Origin of the sequence: Sphingobium sp. Z007 (assembly GCF_900013425.1) — a bacterium.
In the GTDB taxonomy this organism is placed as follows: domain Bacteria; phylum Pseudomonadota; class Alphaproteobacteria; order Sphingomonadales; family Sphingomonadaceae; genus Sphingobium.
The window spans coordinates 3196857-3219679 of sequence record NZ_FBXK01000005.1; the positions used below are offsets into that span (position 1 = coordinate 3196857).

At 64.4% G+C, this 22823-nt stretch carries 14 protein-coding genes and 2 pseudogenes; 9 read left to right on the top strand and 7 right to left on the bottom strand.

Going from position 1 to position 22823, the window contains the following annotated elements; translation table 11 throughout:
• Positions 1 to 24: 24 nt before the first annotated feature.
• Together CEQ44_RS23450 and CEQ44_RS23455 are read right to left on the bottom strand one after the other, a co-directional pair.
• Positions 25 to 1182, bottom strand: a complete 1158-nt coding sequence (locus tag CEQ44_RS23450) for a diguanylate cyclase (RefSeq protein ID WP_088190109.1) — start codon at positions 1180 to 1182, stop codon at positions 25 to 27.
• A 59-nt stretch (positions 1183 to 1241) separates the two neighbouring features.
• Positions 1242 to 2120, bottom strand: coding sequence for a LysR substrate-binding domain-containing protein (locus CEQ44_RS23455; protein ID WP_088185357.1), 879 nt, complete (start codon positions 2118 to 2120; stop codon positions 1242 to 1244).
• Positions 2121 to 2455: 335 nt separating this feature from the next.
• Here CEQ44_RS23455 and CEQ44_RS23460 point away from each other — a divergent pair, with 335 nt between their 5' ends.
• From CEQ44_RS23460 to CEQ44_RS23490, 7 genes and pseudogenes are all read left to right on the top strand, one after another.
• Complete coding sequence (locus CEQ44_RS23460) at positions 2456 to 4750, top strand: CDC48 family AAA ATPase (RefSeq protein WP_088190108.1); 2295 nt, start codon at positions 2456 to 2458, stop codon at positions 4748 to 4750.
• Positions 4751 to 4892: 142 nt separating this feature from the next.
• Positions 4893 to 5192, top strand: a pseudogene (locus CEQ44_RS25430) (class I SAM-dependent methyltransferase); the annotation flags it as partial.
• Between the two features lie 130 nt (positions 5193 to 5322).
• On the top strand, positions 5323 to 8232 hold the full coding sequence (locus CEQ44_RS23470; protein ID WP_021224283.1) for a Tn3 family transposase: 2910 nt from the start codon (positions 5323 to 5325) through the stop codon (positions 8230 to 8232).
• A 142-nt stretch (positions 8233 to 8374) separates the two neighbouring features.
• A complete protein-coding gene (locus CEQ44_RS23475; protein ID WP_006953933.1) occupies positions 8375 to 9241 on the top strand; it encodes a recombinase family protein in 867 nt (288 codons plus the stop codon).
• Positions 9242 to 9301: 60 nt separating this feature from the next.
• A pseudogene (locus tag CEQ44_RS23480) lies at positions 9302 to 9652 on the top strand (methyltransferase); the annotation flags it as partial.
• A gap of 112 nt (positions 9653 to 9764) precedes the next feature.
• Positions 9765 to 10865, top strand: coding sequence for a helix-turn-helix transcriptional regulator (locus CEQ44_RS23485; protein ID WP_088182425.1), 1101 nt, complete (start codon positions 9765 to 9767; stop codon positions 10863 to 10865).
• 218 nt (positions 10866 to 11083) lie between these two features.
• Positions 11084 to 12349: a glutamate-5-semialdehyde dehydrogenase gene (locus CEQ44_RS23490; RefSeq protein WP_088182426.1), complete on the top strand. Its 1266-nt coding sequence runs from the start codon at positions 11084 to 11086 to the stop codon at positions 12347 to 12349.
• Positions 12350 to 12437: 88 nt separating this feature from the next.
• Here CEQ44_RS23490 and kdsA read toward each other — a convergent pair whose 3' ends face one another.
• Both kdsA and CEQ44_RS23500 read right to left on the bottom strand, forming a co-directional pair.
• Entirely contained in the window at positions 12438 to 13280 is an 843-nt protein-coding gene (kdsA, locus tag CEQ44_RS23495; RefSeq protein ID WP_088182446.1) for a 3-deoxy-8-phosphooctulonate synthase, read from the bottom strand.
• A 5-nt stretch (positions 13281 to 13285) separates the two neighbouring features.
• A complete protein-coding gene (locus tag CEQ44_RS23500; protein WP_088182427.1) occupies positions 13286 to 13579 on the bottom strand; it encodes a hypothetical protein in 294 nt (97 codons plus the stop codon).
• Positions 13580 to 13601: 22 nt separating this feature from the next.
• On the opposite strand from CEQ44_RS23500, the gene CEQ44_RS23505 reads away from it, so the two are divergent.
• Positions 13602 to 14735, top strand: coding sequence for a hypothetical protein (locus CEQ44_RS23505; protein WP_088182447.1), 1134 nt, complete (start codon positions 13602 to 13604; stop codon positions 14733 to 14735).
• Entirely contained in the window at positions 14732 to 16093 is a 1362-nt protein-coding gene (locus CEQ44_RS23510; RefSeq protein ID WP_088182428.1) for a cytochrome P450, read from the top strand. The genes CEQ44_RS23505 and CEQ44_RS23510 overlap by 4 nt, the downstream gene beginning before the upstream one ends.
• Here CEQ44_RS23510 and CEQ44_RS23515 read toward each other — a convergent pair.
• The 3 genes from CEQ44_RS23515 to CEQ44_RS23525 are packed head-to-tail and all read right to left on the bottom strand — an operon-like array spanning position 16086 to position 22809.
• A complete protein-coding gene (locus CEQ44_RS23515; protein ID WP_088182429.1) occupies positions 16086 to 16982 on the bottom strand; it encodes a transglutaminase family protein in 897 nt (298 codons plus the stop codon). The two genes, CEQ44_RS23510 and CEQ44_RS23515, sit on opposite strands and share 8 nt — an antisense overlap.
• The gene (locus CEQ44_RS23520; protein WP_088182430.1) at positions 16979 to 19450 is read right to left on the bottom strand and encodes a circularly permuted type 2 ATP-grasp protein; all 2472 of its coding nucleotides are present in this window, start codon (positions 19448 to 19450) and stop codon (positions 16979 to 16981) included. Before CEQ44_RS23520 ends, CEQ44_RS23515 begins: the two co-directional genes overlap by 4 nt.
• Entirely contained in the window at positions 19450 to 22809 is a 3360-nt protein-coding gene (locus CEQ44_RS23525; protein ID WP_088182431.1) for a DUF2126 domain-containing protein, read from the bottom strand. The genes CEQ44_RS23520 and CEQ44_RS23525 overlap by 1 nt, the downstream gene beginning before the upstream one ends.
• Positions 22810 to 22823 lie beyond the last annotated feature (14 nt).

Sequence of the window (22823 nt, forward strand, 5' to 3'; positions counted from 1 at the left end):
TTCCCGTTCCCCGGCGGAGGTGCCTCAATCCACCTCGGCCGCGAGATAGACGCGGTTGCGGCCATGTTCTTTGGCCAGGTATAGCGCGCGGTCGGCGGCCTTGAGCGCGGCGCGCGGGTCTTCATAGAACAGCACATTGGCGACGCCGGCGGAAAAGCTCACCCTCTCCATACGTTCGCCATTGGTGCGGTTGACCAAGCTGCGGCTGGCCAAATCTTCGCGAACGCTGTCGACCGCTTCGCAGGCTTCGGCGGCGCTCTTGCCGCGGAACAGCATGACAAATTCCTCGCCCCCATGCCGCGCGACATGGCAGCGGTCATTGGACGCTTTGGACAGAAGACCGGCCACGAATTTCAACACCCGGTCGCCCGTGTCATGGCCGTGGGTGTCGTTGACATGCTTGAAATGGTCGATGTCGCAAAAGGCGACCGAAAGCAGTTCGCCGTTCTGCTGCGCCAGAGCCAATTCATCCCGCAGCACGCCTTCGAAGGCGCGGCGGTTGGGCAGGCCGGTCAGATGATCATGTTCGGCAGCGCGGCGGGCATTTTCCAGGCTGGACTTGAGCGCCTGGGTCTGGCGCTGATTGTCGCGTAGCTGGCTTTCGACCTGGCGGGTCTTTTCGACCATCGATCGGGTCAGGCCGACCAAGCGGGCCAGCACCGGCTCATTGTCGCGACCTTCGCCCAGATCCTTGGCCTGTTCCTGCAGCGCGGCGCCATAATCCTTCGCCGAATTGCGTGACTCATGCATCAGGCCGGTGAACTGGGTCAGGTTCTCCTCCACCTTGTCCAGCATCATCGCCAGCGATTCGGGCGTGACTTCATCGGAGCGTTGTTCGGCCGCAATCGTTTCGATCCAGCCATTGGTGATCTTGCCCCGCTCCATCATCACGGCCTGGATCGCCTTTTCGACGCCGATATTTGCGCCGGTCAGATAATCGAGCGCGACGCTGAAATTGATCGGCGTCAGATCGAGGTCATGGGCGAACAGAAAATCGCCGATATCAGCGTAAAGCTGCCGTCTGCGATTGATTTCCCGGTGGGATGCGGTGCCGCTGCGCGGCCGTGATTCCTCCTCGACGCTATCCTCCTCGGATTTGCCGGAAAATCCCCTGGCCCAGCGTGCCAGACGATCGGTCAACCCATGTTGCGGGCTGGCGGAAGAAGATTTTGCCCCGTTCATGATGCTTCATAACGGACGGCGGGAAACAAGGTTAAGGCGTCGAGAGCGAAATAATCGGGTCAGATATCGGCACTGACCAGCCAGTCGCGGAAGATGCGCACAGCGCGGGTCTGCAACGCGCGCGGGCGGCAGACGAAGAAGTAGCGATAGGGGCTTTCGACGTGGATCGGGAACAGCCGCACCAACCGCGGATCGCCCGACTGTTCATAATGGCTGGCGTGCATCACGGCGACGCCCAGCCCCTGGGCGGCGGCCTCCAGCATCAGCTGGCCCGAATCATAATTGTCGATCGCCAGCGGTTGCAGGTCAGGCAGGCCGGCGGCCTCCTTCCAGGCGTCGAACGACATCGCCATGTCGCGATGCAGCAGGATCGTCTGCTGCGCCAGTTCCGTGGGCGAGGCGAGCGCCTGTGGCCCCTCCAGCAATTCGCGCCGGCCGATCAGATAGACTTCTTCATGATCCAGTTCATGCGCGTAGAGCGCGGGATCGATATCCTTCGACAGCACGATCGCTGCGTCCAAGCCTTCGCCCAGCCGCGCTACGGCGTGAGGTGTCGTTTCGATATCGATATGGAGTTGGGGGTGCTGCTGGCGCAGCTTGCCCAGATGGGGAAACAGCCGCTGCGTCGCGAATAGCGGCATTACCGCCAGGCGCAGACGCAGCTGGTTGCCGCCGCTCTGGATATTTTCCAGCGCCTGCGACAGCGAATCCAGCGCCGGCGCGATATCGTCCAGCAACCGCTGCCCCTCCGCGTTGATTTCCAGCGCTTGGTGCTTGCGGTCGAACAGGGGGCGGCCGATGAAGCGTTCGAGCGCCTGGACACGGCGGCTGAGCGCCGGCGTAGATAGCGCAAGCTCCTCCGCCGCCGCCTTGACGGACCCCAGGCGGGCAACCTGAACAAAGGCCTCCAGGGCCGTGAGGGGCGGCAATCTGCGCATATCTCGTCAAATATCAAAGCCGGTGCGCTGCGCCGCGTCATGTCTTCTTGTCGGGCGCATCGCGAGCCGGGGTTCAAGCATCCTCACCACACTGAGCAGGAAAATGCGGAAAATGGCAAGATGCATTTTTTGCAACTCCGCACATCTTTTCGCACTTGCAATAAAATGTGTCGCGCTGCACATAGGAGGTGCCTTTCAGGCATCCTCTCCTAAAACTTTCAGGGCTGGCCTTCGGGCTGGCCCTTTTTTTCGTTCGACGATCCGGCGTCTTGCCTCTTTTCGCGCGTGCTTGCGTTCCCTATCTCGTTACGGAACGGAAAAGACGGGGATGGCGAGTGGCCGATCAGGACAATAGCGGACGCCGGATTCAGGTCGCCAATGCGCGGCCGGAGGATGCTGGGCGCGGTTTAGCGCGCCTGCCGCTGGTGGTGATGGCGCAATTGCAACTCGCCGAAGGCGATGTGATCGAGATTATCGGCAAGCGATCGACATCGGCGCGGGTGGTGCGGCCGTATAAGGAGGATGAAGGGCTGGACGTGCTGCGCCTGGACGGTTTGCAGCGCGCCAATGCCGGGGTCGGCTCCGGCGACTTTGTAGAGATTGCGAAGGCGGAGCCGCGACCCGCCCAGCGCGTGGTGTTCGCGCCTGCACAAAATAACCTGCGCTTGCAGGGCAATCCCGATGCGTTGAAGCGTGTATTCTATCAGCGGCCGCTGACGGCGGGCGACGTAGTGGCGACGTCGGGGCAGCAGCAGGTTCCGCCCGGCGACATGCCGCCGCAACTGCGCCAGATGCTGGCCGCGCCCGCCTATGCCTTGCAGGAAATCCGCCTGGTGGTGGTGTCGACGGTGCCCAAGGGCATCGTCCATATCGACGCTGATACCGAGGTGGAGCTGCGCGCTGAATATGAGGAGCCGCGCGAATCGCGCCGCGCCGATGTGACCTATGACGATGTCGGCGGCATGGCCGATGCGATCGACCAGCTGCGCGAGATGGTGGAGCTGCCGCTGCGCTACCCCGAATTGTTCACCCGGCTGGGCGTCGATCCGCCCAAGGGGGTGTTGCTGCACGGCCCGCCGGGAACCGGTAAGACGCGGCTGGCGCGCGCGGTTGCCAATGAATCGGACGCCGAATTCTTCCTGATCAACGGGCCGGAGATCATGGGGTCGGCCTATGGCGAGTCGGAAAAGCAGCTGCGCGAGATTTTCGAGGCGGCGGCCAAATCCTCGCCGTCGATCCTGTTCATCGACGAGATCGATTCGATCGCGCCCAAACGCGGGCAGGTGACGGGCGAGACGGAGAAGCGGCTGGTGGCCCAGTTGCTGACGCTGATGGACGGGCTGGAGCCGCGCACCAATCTGGTCGTCATCGCAGCCACCAACCGGCCTGAAGCGATCGACGAGGCGCTGCGCCGGCCCGGCCGGTTCGACCGCGAGATCATCGTCGGCGTGCCGGACGAGCGTGGTCGCCGCGAGATATTGGGCATCCATACGCGCGGCATGCCGTTGGGCGACAAGGTCGACCTCGCCGAGCTGGCGCGCATGACCTATGGCTTCGTCGGCGCGGATCTGGCTGCGCTGACCCGCGAGGCGGCGATCGAAACGGTGCGCCGCTTCATGCCGCGCCTCAACCTGGAGGACGGGACGATCCCGCCCGACGTGCTGGAGGAATTGTCCGTCACGCGCGAGGATTTCCTCTCCGCGATCAAGCGCGTCCAGCCTTCGGCCATGCGCGAGGTGATGGTGCAGGCCCCCAATGTCAGCTGGGAGGATATTGGCGGGCTGGACGACGCGCAGATGCGGTTGAAGGAAGGGGTGGAACTGCCGCTCAAAAATCCCGATGCCTTCCGTCGGCTGGGCATCCGTCCGGCCAAGGGTTTCCTGCTTTACGGCCCGCCCGGCACCGGCAAGACATTGCTGGCCAAGGCGGTAGCGCGGGAGGCGCAGGCAAACTTCATCGCCACCAAGTCCAGCGACCTTTTGTCCAAATGGTATGGTGAGAGCGAGCAGCAGATCGCCCGCCTGTTCGCCCGCGCGCGGCAGGTGGCCCCCACCGTCATCTTCATCGACGAACTGGACAGCCTGGTCCCCGCGCGCGGTGGCGGTCTTGGCGAACCAGCGGTGACGGAGCGGGTGGTGAACACCATATTGGCCGAGATGGACGGGCTGGAGGAATTGCAGTCGGTGGTCGTCATCGGCGCGACCAATCGCCCGACCCTGATCGACCCGGCGCTGTTGCGGCCGGGGCGGTTCGACGAACTCATCTATGTGCCGGTGCCGGACGAAGCGGGGCGTCGCCGCATATTGGGCATCCACACGGGCAAGATGCCCCTGGCCGATGACGTCGATCTCGATCGGATGGCGCGTGAGACGGATCGGTTCACCGGCGCGGACCTGGAGGATCTGGTACGGCGCGCGGGTCTGTTCGCGCTACGCCAGTCGCTGTCGGTCGAGAAGGTGACGCAGGCGCATTTCGAGAGCGCACTGGACGACACCCGCGCGTCCGTCACACCGGAAATGGAGCGCGAATATGAGCAGATCCAGGCGCAGTTGAAGCAGCGGGCGATGCAGGTCGATCCCATCGGCTTTATCGCGCCGGGCATGGTCCGGTCACGCGACCGGACCGACTGAGCCAGTCGGGCCGACGGAACGGGCGGCGGCGGATTGAACCCATCCGCCGCCGCCGCGTTCATGACATTCGTGTTGCAAAGCCGCTTGCCAGCGAGGCCGGGATTTGCAAGGCGACGTGCAGTATCCATATAGGCGGGTGTTGATGGCCTCCATTCCATTGAAGAAGAACAAGAACAAAGCGGGTGCGGGCAAGACCGGATCATTTTTCAGCCAATGGGGCATGTTCTTTCGCCAATTCGTCAAGCATCCCGGCATGATCGGGTCGGTCATTCCCTCATCCGCCACGCTGGTGGACCGGATGCTGGACCAGGTCGATTGGCGCAATACCCGGCTGTTCGTCGAATATGGACCCGGCGTCGGCACATTTACCCGATCGATCCTCGACCGCTTGCCGGCTGATGCGATGCTGCTGGCGATCGACCTCAACCTCGACTTCGTCGCTCGATCTTGGCCCAGTCGGCCCCAAGCTGCGATTTTGGCCAAGTCGGAGAACGTTTTGGGAACGTGGCATTCGGTATTGACGATGGAAATCATAGAAGAGGACAGTTCGCTCCATCATAGGGAGTGGGTTGATGGATCGGAGTATTCCGGGCGGGGATTTGATCGGACGATGGAGCCTGAGCTTTGCCGATATTGATTTTGTAAATTCGAAGCCGGCCCTGACGCGCCTTGGCCTCGCCGCGCAGCTGAAATTCTTCGCTTCCCTGGGGTTTTTCGCGATCGATCCCGGCTCAATCCCTACCGATGGCCTCTCGTATCTGGCCGAGCAACTCGGTGTCGAGGCTGGCGAGATAGCCGGTTATGACTTTTCCAGTCGGACAGCACGACGGCATTGTGCGGAGATCCTGATCCATCTTGGATATCACCGCATGAAGCGGGTGGATCGCGCGCAATTGACGGAATGGATTGCTGGCGAGCTGTGCCCGGGCGGCCAGTCGATCAATGCCATGCTTGAGCATGTTTTCCTGTGGTGCCGGGACCGGCGTATTTATGGGCCGTCGCGCAAGGAGCTTGAACGTGTCGTTCGCTCACAACGGCAAGATTATCTGGACACCTGGCTGATCGGAGCCAGTGATCGGCTTTCGTCAGATGCGGTGGCGTTATTGGAAGCCTCGCTTGCCGATCCGGACAGCTCGACCGGATTCAACAGGATGAAGGGTGACGCCGGACAGGCAACGCTCGACAACATTCTCGACGTGACCGAGAAACTCGCCTTTATCCAGAGACTTGATCTTCCCCATGATCTCCTGACGGCTACGGGCAAGCCATGGGTCGATCAGATTGTTCGCCGCGTTGCCGGTGAAAAGGCCTCGGAGATGCGCCGGCATGCGCCGGCGCGACAGCTCGGCCTTTATGCGATTTATCTAATGTCGCGGGAGGCGCAACTCACTGACGCGATGATCGACCTGCTGATCGAAACCGTTCACAAGATCGGAACGCGCTCGAAACGCAAGGTGGTGGGCGATATCGCGAAAGACATCGAGCGGGTCTATGGAAAGGAGCGCCTGCTGGTCGAGATCGCCAGCGCCTCGATCAATGAACCATCGGGGCGCATCTGCGATGTCATTTTCCCGATCGCCGGTAAGGCCAAGCTGGCGGCGATCGTCAAGGAGAGCCATGCGAAGGGCGCTCTGGACCGGCGCATCTACAAGGTGATGCGTGGTTCCTGGGCCAATCATTACCGGCGCATGCTGCCAAGCCTGCTTTCCGTACTTGAGTTCCGGTCGAACAACGCGGTGTGGCGGCCGGTCCTGGCGGCCCTCGACTGGATCAGGAGCAAGGTGGATGGCGGATGCCGCTTCGTGCCATTGCAGGATGTTCCGATCGATGAGGTGATTCCAGCGCGATGGCGCAGTTCCGTCATTGATGACGATGGGCGGGTAAACCGGATCAGCTATGAGCTTTGCGTCCTGACGCAACTGCGCGACCGCATCCGCTCCAAAGAAATCTGGGTGGTCGGGGCGGATCGCTATCGCAATCCCGATGACGATCTTCCCAAGGACTTCGAGATCAGGCGAGATGCGTACTATTCCGGCCTCAGCCTGACGCCAGATGCGCAGGCGTTTTGCGCCTCGATCCGGGAGGAGCTTGAACGGGAACTGTTGCTCCTCAATGCCAATATTCCACAAAACGACAAGGTCCGGCTCCTGTGGCGCGGCGACAACCGGATATCGATTACACCGTTCAAGCCCTTGCCCGAACCGAAGGGTCTCGCTTCGATCAAAAGCGAGATCGGTCAGCGCTGGCCGATGACCGGACTGCTGGACGTGTTGAAAGAGGCTGCTCTGGACACGGGATTGATGGATGCTTTCGAAACGTCGGCCTCGCGGGTTACCCTGTCGAAAGCAGCCTTGGCTCAGCGTCTTTTGCTGTGTCTCTATGGCTTGGGCACGAACGCCGGGCTCAAGCGGGTCGCTGGCGCAACACCCGATGTCAGTTACGAGGAATTGCTGCATGTCCATCGCCGTTTCATCCACGCGCCAGCGCTGAGGGAGGCGTGCGCGCGGGTAGCAAACGCGACACTGGCAATCCGCAATGCCGCAGTATGGGGAGATGCGGGCACGGCATGCGCGTCCGATTCAACGAAGTTCGGCGCGTGGGACCGCAACCTGATGACGGAATGGCACGCCCGCTATGGCGGCCGTGGCGTCATGATCTACTGGCATGTGGAGAAGCGCGCGACCTGCGTTTATTCCCAGCTCAAGCGGTGCTCTTCCTCGGAGGTCGCCTCCATGATCGAAGGCGTGCTACGCCATTGCACCGACATGGAAATCCAGCGCCAGTACGTCGATAGCCACGGCCAGAGCGCAGTCGGCTTTGCGTTCTGCCGACTCCTTGGATTTGAGCTTGCCCCGCGGCTGAAAGCAGTGGCACGCCAGAAACTGGCCCTTCCCCAAGCCGGCATGCGCACGCGGCTTTCCAATTTACTGCCGATCCTCTCCAGCCCGATCGACTGGGACGAGATCGAGCAACAATATGACGAAATGGTCAAATATGCCGCTGCCATGCAATCGCGCACCGCCGATCCGGAAGCGATCCTGCTCCGGTTTGCCAGAGCCGAAGTGATGCACCCGACCTACAAGGCGCTGAGTGAACTCGGCCGCGCGGTCAAAACAATCTTCCTATGCCGGTATTTGCGTCAGGAGGCATTCCGCCGCGAGATCCACGAAGGGCTGAATGTGGTTGAGAACTGGAACGGCGCTAATGGTTTCGTGTTCTTCGGCAAGGGCGGCGAGATCGCCACCAACCGCATCCATGAGCAGGAAATCTCCGTTCTGGCGCTACACCTCCTGCAAGCGTCGCTGGTGTATGTGAACACCCGCATGCTTCAGACCGTACTGGTTGAGCCGAAGTGGGCGGGGCGGATGACGCCGGAAGATTATCGTGGTCTCACGCCGTTGATCTACAGTCATGTGAACCCTTATGGCCGCTTCGACCTCGACCTGAACGACCGGATTGATTTTGGACGGCTTGCAGCGTGAGGCGGCTGATCGGCCTATAACATTTGGGTACACCCCAGAGTGATAGGGCCGAGTGACACCATTCGTCTGTCACAAAAGGGTGGGTTTGCGCTCAATGTGACGATACACTGCAAGAGCCACCCTAATGTGACGGATTTTGCACTTGGCTCGTATCGGATATGCCCGCGTCAGCACCACGGACCAGGATCTGGATATCCAGATTGGCCGCCTCAAGAATGCAGGTTGCGAAATTATCCGTTCCGAGACCGGATCGGGGGCCTCGCGGAGCGGGCGCACGGAACTGGAAACGATCATGCAGTTTATGCACACCGGCGACGAGCTGGTCGTGCTGCGGCTCGACCGGCTCGGCCGCTCCACGCGCGATGTCCTGAACCTGGTGCATGAGCTTGATGAAAAGGGAGCTTCGCTGCGCATCCTTGAGCCAGAGGTGACGACGGCGGGCGACATGGGGCGAATGGTCATCACCATACTCGGCATGGTCGCCGATATGGAGCTGAAGTTCATCAAGGATCGTCAGCGCGCCGGGATCGAAGCGGCGCGCGCCGAAGGCGTTTACAAAGGCCGGAAGAAGAACGTCGATGACGATGAAATCCGCCGTCGCCTTGCCGCCGGCGCCAGCAAGGCCCGCGTTGCCCGCGACCTGAAGGTCTCACGAATGACCGTCTATCGGGCGCTCGACATTATTCCGTCACAGACCAAACTGCCGGAAAAGCCGCCCACTGCCAGCATCGCCCTGCATCTGATTATCGAGAACTTCAACAAGCGTGGAAGAGGTAGAAAACCCGCTCGGGAGCGGATTGAGGCGATGCTGGAACGCGACTACGCCATGGTAAAAAACGGCAATTGTGATTACAAACTGACCGTCGCCTATGACCCCGATCCGGATGGCATTTCCCTTGATGAGGAAATCCAAAGCCTCCTCTCCGAGATGTTCAACATCGCAGAGAGCTACAATTGCTCCATGGAAGCCGATATCTACGAGGTCGGTGGTCAGCAACGGTCCTGGTAGAATCAATCAAGCGTTCAGTGTTCGTTCTTCAACCTGGCCAAAATCGCAGCTTCGGGCCGACTGGGCCATCTGGAAGCGGAGATAGATGATCCGCGGTTGCGCGTGGTGCATGGATCGGCGGCCGACGTGCGCCGTTTCATCAAGGAGGCAGGCCATTATCAGGCCGATTACGTGCTTTCGGGCATCCCCTTTTCCACTCTTCCCGAAGGCGTGGGCGAAGCGATCTGCGCGGAAACACGCAGCGCCTTGCGGCCGGGCGGGGCGTTCCTGATCTACCAATATTCGCGCTATGTGCTGCGCCTGCTCAACCCGCTGTTCGGCGATGTCAGCGATGCGCTGGAATGGCGCAATATTCCGCCCTGCCGCATGATCCGCGCGGTCCGGCAGGAAGCGTTGGCACAGGCCGCCTGACCTTAGTCCTGATATAGGTCAATTTTTTCGCCGCGATCAATAGCATGGCCTGTTGCCCATTTGACTTCCCCTAGGCTTTGGCTAACCCGGTGACGGGGTATGGGGGAAGGCAATGGCGATGCGCGCCGACGGTAGCGATCCATGGGCGGACCTGTTCCTGTCCGCGGCGCTGGAGCCGGAAAAATGGGGGGACGCGATCAAGACCATGGCCGACGCCACGGGGTCTCGCCATGGGCAATTGATCGGCTTTGGACCGGGTGCATCCGGCTTCAACTGGATCAGCGATATCGACGCCAGCATCGTCACCAAGACGGGGGCGATCGACCAGTCCACGCCCGACCTGAATTTCAGGGTGGCGGCGGACCTGCTGCCAGACCGCCCGACGATCGTTCACGAAGCCCATTACGATGTCGCGCGGCAATCGCTGCGGTCCGACGCCTATCTCGACCTATGCTCGGACTTCGATATTTTCGATGGGTGCCAGACGCGGCTGGTGGCCGATAACGACCAGATGGTCGGGCTGGCGCTGTTGCGCGATAGCAAGGATGGACGGACCAGCCAGCAGGATCGTGACTTGTTCGGCCAGATTGCGGTCCATGCGCGCAATGCCGTCCGGCTCCAGCAGGCGATCGAGCAACAGGGCTTCGCCTTGCTGTCCGGCACGTTCGAGGCGATGGACCGGGCCTGCTGGCTGCTCGATGCGACGGGGCGGGTAGGCGGCATGACGCCGCGCGCGCAGGCTTTGCTGTCGTCCAGCCGGATCAGGGTGAGCGACGGCTGGCTGGCGAGCGCGCGGGCGGACGAAACCCGCGCTATCGGGCGTGCGATGCGCGCCGTGATCGATCCGCCCGGCCGGCCGGCCGATCCGGTCGCGCTGGCCGACGATGCAGGCGGCGTTGCGATCATGCTGGAATTCCATCCGCTGCCGGTGCGCCCATGGGCGCTGCCCTTCGCCCCGCGCGCAATCGTCATCGCCCGCGTCGGCGCACCGACCGATCGGCACGTGCAACTGCTGACGCGGACCTTCCGTCTCACCCCGGCCGAAGCGGACATTGCGATCCGGCTGGCGGCAGGACAAGCACGCAAGGATATCGCGCTGGCCCGTGGCGTGTCGGTCGAAACGCTCAAGGTGCAGTTGCGCAGCATCTACGACAAGACCGGGTGCAGCCGGGAATCGCAGCTGGTGCGCATCGTTGGCCTCATCAGCCACTGATTTTCCGAATTTTTGTTCGCCTACCCCCTTTGGGGTATGCGGCGGCCGTAACGACCGCGTAGAAAATGACGCAGGCGGGTTCGTCCTGCTGGGCCGGCGGCCGGATCATATTGCGACCCATGATCCGGTCGTCGGCACTAATTCTCTCCAAGGTCCGCCGCTTTCGTTTCGGCCCGCTTTCATGCTAAGGCGCGGCCGACCTTTCGGCGAGAGTTTTCATGAACGACCTGACCCAGACCCCCGAAATGCTGATTGCGACGATGGGTGCGCGCGCCCGACGCGCCGCCGCGCAAATCGCGCAAGCGAGCGATGCGCAAAAGGCCGATGCGCTACGGCGCGCGGCGCAGGCGTTGCGGGACCAGGCCCCAGCGATCATCGCCGCCAATGCGCGCGACATGGACAATGCGGTGGCCAATGGCCTGTCGCCTGCGCTGCTTGACCGGCTGAAGCTGAACGCGGAGCAAGTCGCCGCCACCGCTGAGGGGGTGGAGCAGGTCGCGACGCTCGCCAATCCGCTGGGCAGCGTGATCGACGCGGTCACGCGCCCCAATGGGCTGGAACTCAGCCGGGTGCGCGTGCCGCTGGGCGTGATCGGCATCATCTATGAAAGCCGCCCCAATGTAACGGCGGACGCGGCGGCTTTGTGCCTGCGTGCGGGCAATGCCGTGATCCTGCGTGGGGGCAGCGAGGCGAAGGAAAGCAACCGGGCGATCCATGCTGCGATGGTCGAGGGCATCGTCGCCGCCGGGCTGCCTGCTGACGTCGTGCAACTGGTGCCCACCACCGATCGGGCCGCTGTGGGCGCGTTGCTCAAGGCCGCCGAATTTGTCGACCTGATCGTGCCGCGCGGCGGCAAGAGCCTGGTCGCGCGGGTACAGGAAGAGGCGCGGGTGCCGGTGCTGGCGCACCTGGACGGCATCAACCACAGCTATGTCGATGGCGCGGCCGACCCCGCCATGGCGCAGGCGCTGGTCGTCAATGCCAAGATGCGGCGGACCGGCGTGTGCGGCGCGACCGAGACGGTGCTGATCGATCGCGCCTATGGCGCGGCGGCGGCGCTGGTGACGGCTTTGCTCGACGCCCGATGCGAAGTGCGCGGCGACGCGGCGGTGCAGGCGATGGACGCGCGCGTTGTTGCGGCGAGCGAGCAGGATTGGGATACCGAATATCTCGATGCGATCGTCTCTGTCCGGTTGGTCGATGGCGTGGAGGACGCGATCGCCCATATCGCGGCCCATGCGAGCCATCATACCGATGCGATCATTACGGAGGATGGCGCGACGGCAGAGCGGTTCCTTAATGCCGTCGATAGCGCGATCGTGATGTGGAACGCGTCGACGCAGTTCGCGGATGGCGCCGAATTCGGGCTGGGCGCGGAGATCGGCATTTCGACCGGGCGGCTCCATGCGCGGGGGCCAGTGGCGCTGGAGGGGCTGACGACCTATAAGTGGATCGTGCGCGGGGCCGGGCAGGTGAGGCCTTAAGCCACATCCGTTCGGGCTGAGCGCAGCGAAGGCTTCGACTGCGCTCAGCCGGGTCCTTCGACAGGCTCAGGACGAACGGAGGGGGTCTTTATCCTTTCACCACCTCGTCGATCGCCCTGAGCTTCTCCAGCATCGGGCCGACCCAGTCCAGCGGCAGCATCACCGGGCCGTCCGAAGGGGCATTGTCCGGGTCTTCATGCGCTTCGGCAAAGATGGCCGCCACGCCGGCAGCGATCGCGCTGCGGGCGAGCAAGGGCGCAAATTCGCGCTGGCCGCCTGACGCTGTGCCAAGGCCGCCGGGCTGCTGCACCGAATGGGTGGCGTCGAAGACGACGGGATAGCCGGTCTGGGCCATGGTCGGCAGCGCGCGCATGTCGCTGACCAGCGTGTTGTAGCCAAAGCTCGCGCCGCGCTCGGTCAGCAGGATGCGCTCATTGCCGGTGGAAGCGACCTTCTGCGCTACCGCCGCCATGTCCCAGGGGGCGAGGAACTGGCCCTTTTTCACGTTGACGATCGCGCCGGTCCGCCCGGCGGCGAGTAGCAGGTCGGTCTGGCGGCAGAGGAAGGCGGGAATTTGCAGGATGTCCACCGCTTGCGCTGCGGCATCGACCTGGCCGGCGTCATGGATGTCGGTCAGCACCGGGCAGCCAAGGGTCGCCTTCACCTCCGCCAGAATCGCCAGCCCCGCGTCGATGCCGACGCCGCGCTGGCCCGACACCGACGTCCGGTTCGCCTTGTCGAAGCTGCTCTTGAAGATGAAAGGCACGCCCGCCTTGCCCGCCGCCTTTGCCAGCGCGTCGGCCATGAACAGCGCATGGTCGCGGCTTTCGATCTGGCAGGGGCCGGATATCAGGACGAAGGGCAGGTCGTTGCCGAAGGTGATGGGGCCTGCGGTCACATGTTTCGGGGGCACGCGCGTGGGATCAGTCATGGCGGTCATTTGGGCGCTTTGGCGAAACGGCGCAACAGTTGACCGCGCCACGGCCCCTTGCCCGGATGATAGTTCCAGCAGAACCAGCCGAACGCGAGGCAGGCGAACAGCGATGGCAGCGCCATCGGATCGCCGTTCGCCTTCATATGGCGGTAAAAGGTCATGTCGGCGCGCCAACGGTCGCGTTCGCTGCCGCCGCCATTGATGCCGTACATATTGTCATGCTTTCGACAGCCGACATTGCGGTTGTATTTGCGGTGGTCGATGAAATAGCAGTAGTCGCGTTCGGGCGTGTTCATGCGCGCGATTAGGGCGATGCTGTTGGAAAAGTTCAAGCGTAAAGTCTTCTACCTCGGCGGTTTCGACCCACGCGGCGTGCGTTTCTACCACCAGCTCTATCGCGAGCAGGCGGCGCGCTATGCGGCGCTGACCGGGGAGGAAATGGCCGTGGGCGGCCGGCAGGCGGGGGCGGCAGGGGCGATCGTGTCGGCGCGCTGGACCGTGGATAACCTGCAGGCCGGGGTCGAAACCGACTATGAATATTGCCGCTGGGAGGATCTGATCGGCAAGGTGTGGATTCGCAATCCGCTCAGCCTCGCCCTGCGCGCGGCCCGCGCCTATGCCGGTCATGCGCGGCAGATGGATTTCTGGCGGATGCGCCGGCTGCGTAAGGGGCCAGTCATCACCATCCTCTATCCGCCGATATTGGCGGTGCTGATCCCGCTGTTGCTGGCAGTCGTTCCCGCGCTGCTGCTGTCGCTGTTGCTGCCCTTCTGGGCGTCGGCGCTGATCGGCATCGCGCTCAGCGCCTTTCTGTCGGGGCGCATCCTGGCCAAGCTGGTCGTGCCCTGGCTGTTGCGATTCATGACCTATCATGGCGCGCTGGCGGCAGATGGGCCGGGCGCGGCGCTGGACGAACGGATCGACCTGTTCGCCGCGCGGATCGCGCAGGAACTGGACGGCGACTGGGACGAGGTGCAATTCGTCACCCACAGCGCCGGGACGATCCTGGGCATGCGGTTGATGCGTCGCCTGATCGCGCTGCGCGGCGGCGCCCTGCCCGATCATTTCGTCATGCTGGGGCTGGGGCAGGTGGTGCCGGTCATCGGCCTGCGCCGCGACGCGACCTGGTATCATGACGATCTGCGCGCGCTGGCCGACAAGCGCTTCCGCTATGTCGACATCAGCTCCCCGCCCGATGGCGCGGCCTATTATAACGTCAATCCGTTCCGGCTGGTCGCCGACGCGCATGCGGCGCGGGTGGACATGCTATCGCCACGTTTCCACTTGTTCTACGAGCCGGAAAACTATCATGGCGGATGGTCGAACAAATATGAGGCGCATTTCGATTATCTGCGGGTGGGCGACCGGCTCTCGCCGCTCGACTTCATCAGCCTGACCGCAGGCCGCCGCACCGTGGACGACGCCGTCGCGGCTTTCAGGACGATCCCGTGACCGACCTTTTCACGCCTCCCTATCCGCAGCCGCCCCGGAGCAAGGCGGGCCTGGTGAAGCGGTTCCTGCGCGGCTGGCATAGTTGGATCCATGTGCTCTTCGACAAAAGCTATACGATGAAGATGGGCGAAATCCGCACGCCCGGCCGGACCATGTATATCGCCAACGAACTGAGCCTGGTGGACCAGATATTGCGCGGCGGCACCGCCTATCCCAAGCATAGCGAACTGGTGCGCAATTTGGACCCGCTGATCGGCAACAGCGTCTTTTCGGCCAATGGCGCGGATTGGGAAAGCCAGCGGGCGATGGTCAACCCCGCCTTCGCCCATACCGCGCTGACCAAATCGATGCCGCTGATGGTCGCGGCAGCGGACGACCTGCTCGCGCGGCTGGATGCTGCGGATCGGGACAAGCCGGTCGATATCGACCCGATGATGACCCATGTGGCGGCCGACATCATCTTTCGCACGCTGTTTTCGCAGGCGCTGGATGCCGAGCGGTCGAACATCATCCATACCGCCTTCGGCAAATTTCAGCGGCTGGCGCATAGCGCGTCGATGTTGCGGTTGTATGGCCTACCGGCCGGCTGGTTCGAGAAGAGATCGAAGGGGCCGGCGCGCGCGATTCATGACGTTTTCCGGCCGATCGTGGAGGCACGCTACGAAAGATGGCACGCGCGCGGGCAAGCGCCGCATCGCGACATCCTGCAATCGCTGATCGAGGCGAAGGACGCGCAGACCGGGGATAGCTTCACCTGCCAACAGGTGATGGAACAGGTGTCGACCATCTTCCTGGCGGGGCATGAGACATCAGCCAGCACCATGACCTGGGCGCTCTATATGCTCGCCGAATGCGGCCATATCCAGGACCGGGTGCGGGGTGAGATTGCGGGGATCGCAGGCGATGCGCCGCTGACCGCGGCGATGCTCAAGGACATGGGTCAGCTGCGCAATATCTTCAAGGAAACGCTGCGCCTCTATCCGCCGGTATCGTTCCTGCCGCGCGAAGTCACCTGTCCCATGGACATGCGCGACAAGCATCTGGAGACGGGATCGATGCTGGTGGTCGCGCCCTGGCTGACCCAGCGCAACAAGGATAATTGGGCCTGCCCGCACGCCTTCGACCCCGACCGCTTCGACGATCCGGCCAATGCGGAGATGGCGAAACAGGCCTGGTTCCCGTTCGGCCGTGGCCCGCGGGTGTGCGTGGGCGCGGGTTTTGCGCAGCAGGAGGTGATGACGGTGATCGCCAGCGTCGTGCGCCGTTATCGGTTGACCGTGCCCGCCGGGTTTAAGCCCGAACCGATCAGCCGCCTGACCATACGGCCGAGGACGGGGATGCCGCTGCTGTTCAGCTAAGCGCGGTTTCCTCTTCCGGCGCGACGTCGACCATGACGCGCAGGCTCTGGCCCGCGCCGCCCACGAACAGCCCGTCCATCGGTGCGACATCGGCATAGTCGCGGCCCATCGCCACGAACAGATGCCCGTCATGGGTAATGACCCCGTTGGTAGGATCAAAGCCGATCCAGCCGCGGGTCGGGCCGCACCACAGCATGACCCAGGCGTGCATGGCGTCGGCACCGATCAGCCGGGGGCGTCCGGGCGGCGGCAGGGTGCGCAGATACCCGCTGACATAGGCGGCCGGCAGGCCGGCTAGGCGCAGAGCGACCACCATGACATGGGCGAAATCCTGGCACACGCCATGGCGTGCGGCAAAAGCGTCGGCGACCGGGGTGGAAGCGTCGGTCGCACCGGGTTCATAGGCGAATTCCGCCTGGATACGCCGGGTCAGGTCCAGCGCGGCGGCGACGATCGGCCGGTCCGGGGCGAGCATGTCCCCCGCCCACTTGCCGATCGGCGCAAGCAGCGGCGCGCGGGGCGAGGCATAGAGATAATGGGCGGGGGCGGACGGCCCCATGTCGCGATCCAGCAGGGCGGCCTGCGCGACCGTGGCGATCGTTGGATCGTCAGGCTGGGGGACGATCTGCGGGCCGTTATCCACCCCGGCGCGGAAACGGGCTTCGATCGTCAGCTGGCGGATCGGATTTTCTATCACCAGCCGGGCGACGTTGACCGGCCAGGCACCGGGGCGCGATTCGATGGCCGACGGAATGGGATCGACGGTCAGCGCATAGTCGGACGTCCATTGGCCGGTCCAGGGCGCGGGGCGCAGCCGCAGGTTGAAACGGGCGAGACGCACGGGGCTGGCGTAGCGGACGATGGTCTGGTGGCGGACATGGTAGATCATGACAGCAGGTCCGGCGTCTGCGTCTTGCGCAATTGCAGGAAGTAGCGCTGGCCGATCGAATCGGACAGGCGCAGCAGGCGGTTTTCCACGTCGTCGATGTCGGCCATCGTCAGCATGTCGCCGGTCAGCGGCGCGAGGCGCGCGACCAGCGCGTCGGCCAGGCGACGGGGTTCTTCTGGCATGCCATCGGCGCGCAGCGTGGGCAGGGCGGCGATATGCTCCGCCAGGCGCGCCGCCTGATAGGCGATGGCGCGGGGATTATGCGGCTCCAGCGCGACGAGATCGCGCACGGGGGGCAAGGCTGGGCCGGTCAGGTAACGGGTGCGGTAGCTGATCTGGCTGTCCTGCAGGTCCAGCAGCACGGTCAGGTCGTCGGCTGACGCCTGGTCGTTGCCGAAGGCGGTGAGCAGTCGGCAGCCGTTGATTGCACGCTCCATACGGCGACCCATATCGTGGAAGCGCCAGCCTTCGGTGCGGCCCATATTCTCTGCGGCCAGGCCCGACAGCGCGGAAATCCGCTCGATCATGCGGGATGAGGCGTCGAGCAGGGTTTCGGTGACCTGGCCGTCGAAAGCGGGCAGGGGCAGGCGGACCAGCCGCCAGAAATCGCTGGCGAGCCGGTCGCGCAGCCCTTCGCCGATATTGGCGACGGTGGCCATCAGCGCGCGCACGCTGCCCGACCGGCGCGCGTCGCCCAGCGCCGTGGCGCAGAGCGGACCGATCGCGCCGTTGCGGCCGTTGATGGCGCCCCACAGCGCCAGTTGATCGACAAGCCGTGCCATGGTGGGGGATGCCAGCGAAGGCCCCAGATCGGCCTCGATCGATCCGCCGACGATCGCGCGGATCAGGCGCAGTGTCATTTCGGTCCGTTCGATATAGCGGCCGAGCCAGAAGAGATTGTCGGCCGCCTTGGCCGGCAGCATCCCACCGATCCGGCGAATGGCGGGCGCGCCGACGCCCAGCAGGCTGTCGGGCGGCACCGGCTTGCTGTCGATCACGCACATGTCCGCGGACATGTCTCCCCGGCCCATCAGCGCGGCGCGAATGTCGCCATGCGCCGCGAGCCGGGCAAAGCCGCCGGGCATCACCCGCCACTGGCCGGTGGCGTCGCGCGCCACGAAGATGCGCAGGGTGAAGGGGAGGGGGGTCAATTGCCCGTCGATGATCGCAGGCGTGGTCGACAGTTTCACGACTTCCTGCCCGACATAGTCCATCGGCCGCCGCGCCATCGCGTCGAGCAGGGTAGTGCGCTGCGCATTGTCCAGCGCCAATCCGGGGGTGAAATGGGCGTCGGGCAGGCCCGCGACATCCTGGTCGAAGGCGGAGCCGACGACGAGATTGTCGAGCTGTGCCCGCACATGGTCGCGCTCCTGGCCTTGACCGCACCACCAGGTCGCGATGTTGGGCAACAGCAGGTCTGCGCCCAGCATTTCGCGCGCCAGTTGCGGCAGGAAGGCGGCGAAGGCGCGCGATTCGATGACGCCCGCGCCAGGCCAGTTGCTGACCATCAGCCCGCCGCGGGCGCAGGCGTTATAGAGATCGGCGATGCCGATGCGGGATTTCGGGTCGAAAGCGAGCGGATCGAGGAAGCGCGTGTCCATCCAGCGCCACAGGCCGTCGATGCGCTTCAGCCCTTGGATAGTGCGCACGAACAGCCGCCCGTCCGACACGATCAGGTCGTCGCCCTCCACCAGCAAGAGGCCGAGATAACGGGCGAGATGCGCTTGTTCGGCATAGCTCTGGTTGAAGCGGCCGGGGGTCAGCAGGCCGATGCGCGGGTCGGTGCGCTCGCAATCGGCGGCGAGGCCGCGGCGCAGTTCGTCGAAAAAGGGCGCGAGCCGCCGCGTGTTCATGGCGCCCAGCAGGTCGCCAGTGGCGCGGGACAAAGCGAGGCGATTTTCCAGCGCATAGCCAACGCCAACGGGCGTCCGTACGCGATCGGCCAGTACGCGCCATTCGCCGGTCGGGCCGCGCCCGATGTCGGCGGCGTAGAAATGGAGATGATGGCCGCGCGGGGGCGGCGTGCCGGTCATCACCCGCCAATAATGCGGGCTGCCGGTGACGATGCTGGCGGGCAGCTTGCCGTCGCGCACCAGCGACTGGGTGGAATAGATGTCGGCGATCACCCGTTCGAGCAGGTTGGCGCGCTGCACCAGCCCGCGTTCGATCTGCGCCCATTCGCCTGCATCGATCAGCAGCGGCACCGGGCCTAGCGGCCAGGAGCGTTCCTGTTCGTCGCCGGTGAGGCGGAACGCCATGCCGAGGTCGATCGCCTGGCGCGAGACATGGTCGGCCAGCGTCGCCGGGTCGCCCTGCGCCTGGATCGACAGTCGCCCCAGCATGTCGCGCCAGCGCGTGGCCGTGGCGGGGGACGCGCCGGCGAACAGGTCGCCCGCCGGTGCGGTGGCGAGATAGGCGTCCGCCCAGGCTTCCCCGCTTGCGCGCGGCGCAAGGGCGTCGGCAGCCATCACAGCCCGGCGTGTTTGAAGCGCAGGTCGAGGGTCATGGGGAACTCATTGGCCGGTTCGGCGGCGGGCATGTCGACTTGCCCCGGCGTATGGCCATAATCCTGGAACCGCGCCTTGCGCCGGGCTTCGGCCTCATAGCCGTTGACCGGCAGCGTGTCGTAGTTGCGCCCGCCCGGATGGGCGACATGATAGACGCAGCCGCCCAGTGAACGGCCGCTCCAGCTATCCAGCACGTCGAAGGTGAGCGGGGCGTTGGCCGGCAGATTGGGGTGTAGGCAGTTGGCGGGCGTCCACGCCTTGTAGCGCACGCCGCCCACGCCCTCGCCCGGCACGGACGTCGCGGTCATCGGCACCCTGCGGCCGTTGCAGGTCACGATATGCCGTCCGGCGACAAGGCCGGTGGCGCGCACCTGCAACCGTTCGGTCGAGGAGTCGACATAGCGCACCGTGCCGCCGATCGCGCCGGTTTCGCCCAGCACGTTCCAGGGTTCGAGCGCATGGGTGATCTCCAGCCCGACGCCGCCGGCATCGACCGCGCCATGGACGGGGAAGCGGAACTGGCGCTGCGCTTCGAACCAGTTGGGATCGAAATCATAGCCCGCGCCGCGCAGGTCGGAGAGCACCTCCAGAAAATCTGCCCAGACGAAATGGGGCAGCATGAAGCGGTCGTGGAGGGTCGTGCCCCAGCGGACCAAGCCGCCCTGTTGCGGCTGACGCCAGAACCAGGCGGCGAGCGCGCGGATCAGCAATTGCTGGGCCAGGCTCATCCGCGCTTCGGGCGGCATTTCGAAACCACGAAACTCCAGCAGGCCGAGGCGACCGGTCGGGCCGTCTGGCGAGAACATCTTATCGATACAGATTTCGGTGCGGTGGGTGTTGCCGGTGACGTCCACCAGCAGGTTGCGGAACAGCCGATCGACCAGCCAGGGCGGCGGCGTCTTGCCCTCGCCCGCGAACGGGTTGGGCACCTGCGCCAACGCGATTTCCAGCTCGTAGAGGCCGTCATGGCGCGCTTCGTCAATGCGCGGCGCCTGGCTCGTCGGACCGATGCACAGGCCCGAAAAGAGGTAGGAGAGGGCCGGGTGCCGCTGCCAGTAGAGGACGAAGCTTTTCAGCAGGTCCGGGCGGCGGATGAAGGGCGAATCGGTCAGCGTTGCTCCGCCCAGCACGATATGATTGCCGCCGCCGGTGCCGACCGATCGGCCGTCGACCATGAACTTGTCCGCGGTCAGTTCACATTCGCGGGCAAGGGTATAGAGGCGTTCGGTGATCGCCACCGTTTCGTCCCAGCTGGATGCGGGCTGGACGTTGACTTCGATCACGCCGGGATCGGGCGTGGCCTTCAGCACGTCGATGCGCGGGTCCGGCGGGGGGGCATAGCCCTCGATCCGCACGGGCACGCGCAGCGCTTCGGCGGTCGCCTCCACCTCGGCGATCAATTCCAGATAATCCTCCAGCGCCTGCACCGGCGGCAGGAAGACCGAGAGATAATGGCCGCGCGGCTCCACGGTGACGGCGGTGCGCACCGCGCCTTCGATGAAGACCTGTTCAACCCGGTCCTGTGCGGCGACGCCGCCGTCCGGCCCGGCGACGCGCTGGGCCTGCTGCGCGCGCACATCCTCGACGCTGGCCTGTTGCGGCACCTGGGCGCGAAAATCGGGCAAAGGCTCGCGCGGCTCGCTGGTGTCGCGCGGGTGGATATAGGGATAGTCCGACGGCGGCACATAGGGCAGCGAGCCCAGCGGCAGGCGATAGCCCAAAGCCGAATCGCCCGGCACCGCGAACAGCCGGCCGCGGCGCAGCTGCCAGATTTCGCTCTGCCAACGCGGGATGGCGGCCTGCGATTGCCAGCGCTGCACTGGCAGGACATAGCCGACCGGCTGGTCGAGGCCGCGCTCGAACGTCTTGACCATGCGGGCGCGCGCTTCGGGATCGCTGATCTTGGGATCGTCGGGGCTGGCGTTGAGCGGCAGGTCCGCTTCCTTCACCGCCCACACCGCCGGGTCTTCATAGACGGCATGGGTATAGTCTTCGGTGAAGCCCATATTGCCAGCCATATGGGCCAGGAAGGCTTTCGCATCCGCGGCCGTCACCTGCGCTGCGCCTGCGGGGGCGTTGTCGGGCGCGATCAGGCTGTCGTCGCGCCAGACCGGCGTGCCGTCCTTGCGCCAATAGACCGCATAGGCCCAGCGCGGCAGGCTTTCGCCCGGATACCATTTGCCCTGGCCATGGTGCAACAGGCCGCCGGGCGCAAATTCTGCGCGCAGCTTGCGGATCAGCCGGTCGGCATAGGCGGCCTTGGTCGGGCCGACCGCATCGCCATTCCATTCGCCTGCATCGCCGCCCTCCGTCGCCACGAAGGTCGGTTCGCCACCGGTGGTCAGGCGCACGTCCTGCGCGACAAGGTCCGCGTCCACCCTGGCCCCCAGCGCCATAACTGCGTCCCAGCGGCTGTCCGTGAAGGGTTTGGTGATGCGCACCGCTTCGGCGATGCGGCTGACGGTCATGGCGAATTCGAAATCGACTTCGGCGGGTTCCGCCATGCCGCTGATCGGCGCGGCGGACTTGTAGTGCGGCGTGGCGCAGAGCGGGATATGCCCTTCGCCCGCGAACATGCCGCTGGTGGCGTCGAGCGCGACCCAGCCTGCACCGGGCACATAGGCCTCCGCCCAGGCGTGGAGATCGACCACGTCCTGGGTAACGCCCTTTGGCCCTTCGATCGGTTCGACATCGGCGACCAGCTGGATCGAATAGCCCGATACGAAGCGGGCGGCAAAGCCCAGGCGGCGCAGCAACTGCACCAGCAACCAGGCCGAATCGCGGCAGGAGCCGGTGCCGATGTCCAGCGTCTCTTCGGGCGTCTGCACGCCTGCCTCCATGCGGATGACATAGCCGACCTGTTGTTGCAGGCGGCGGTTCACCTCGACCAGGAAATCGACCGTCCGACTTTGATAGCCGTCATACTGGGCGACCATTGTCTCGAACTTCGACCCCTGATCCTCGATATCGAAATAGGCGGCGAGGTCGGTCTTCAGCTGGTCGTCATAGGCGAAGGGGTAATTTTCCGCATAAGGCTCCACAAAGAAGTCGAACGGATTGATGATGTCGAGATCGGCGAGCAGATCTACCTGGATGCGGAAATGATCGACCGGATCGGGAAACACCACGCGCGCCAGCCAGTTGCCGTGCGGGTCCTGCTGCCAGTTCAGGAAATGGTTCGCCGGCTCGATCTTCAGCGCATAATTGGGCACTTTGGTTCGACTGTGCGGCGCGGGGCGCAGGCGGATGACCTGCGGGCCGAGCCGGATCGGGCGGTTGTAACGATAGGCGGTGAGGTGGTGTAGGGCGGCCTTGAGCATGGCCGGATCAAACG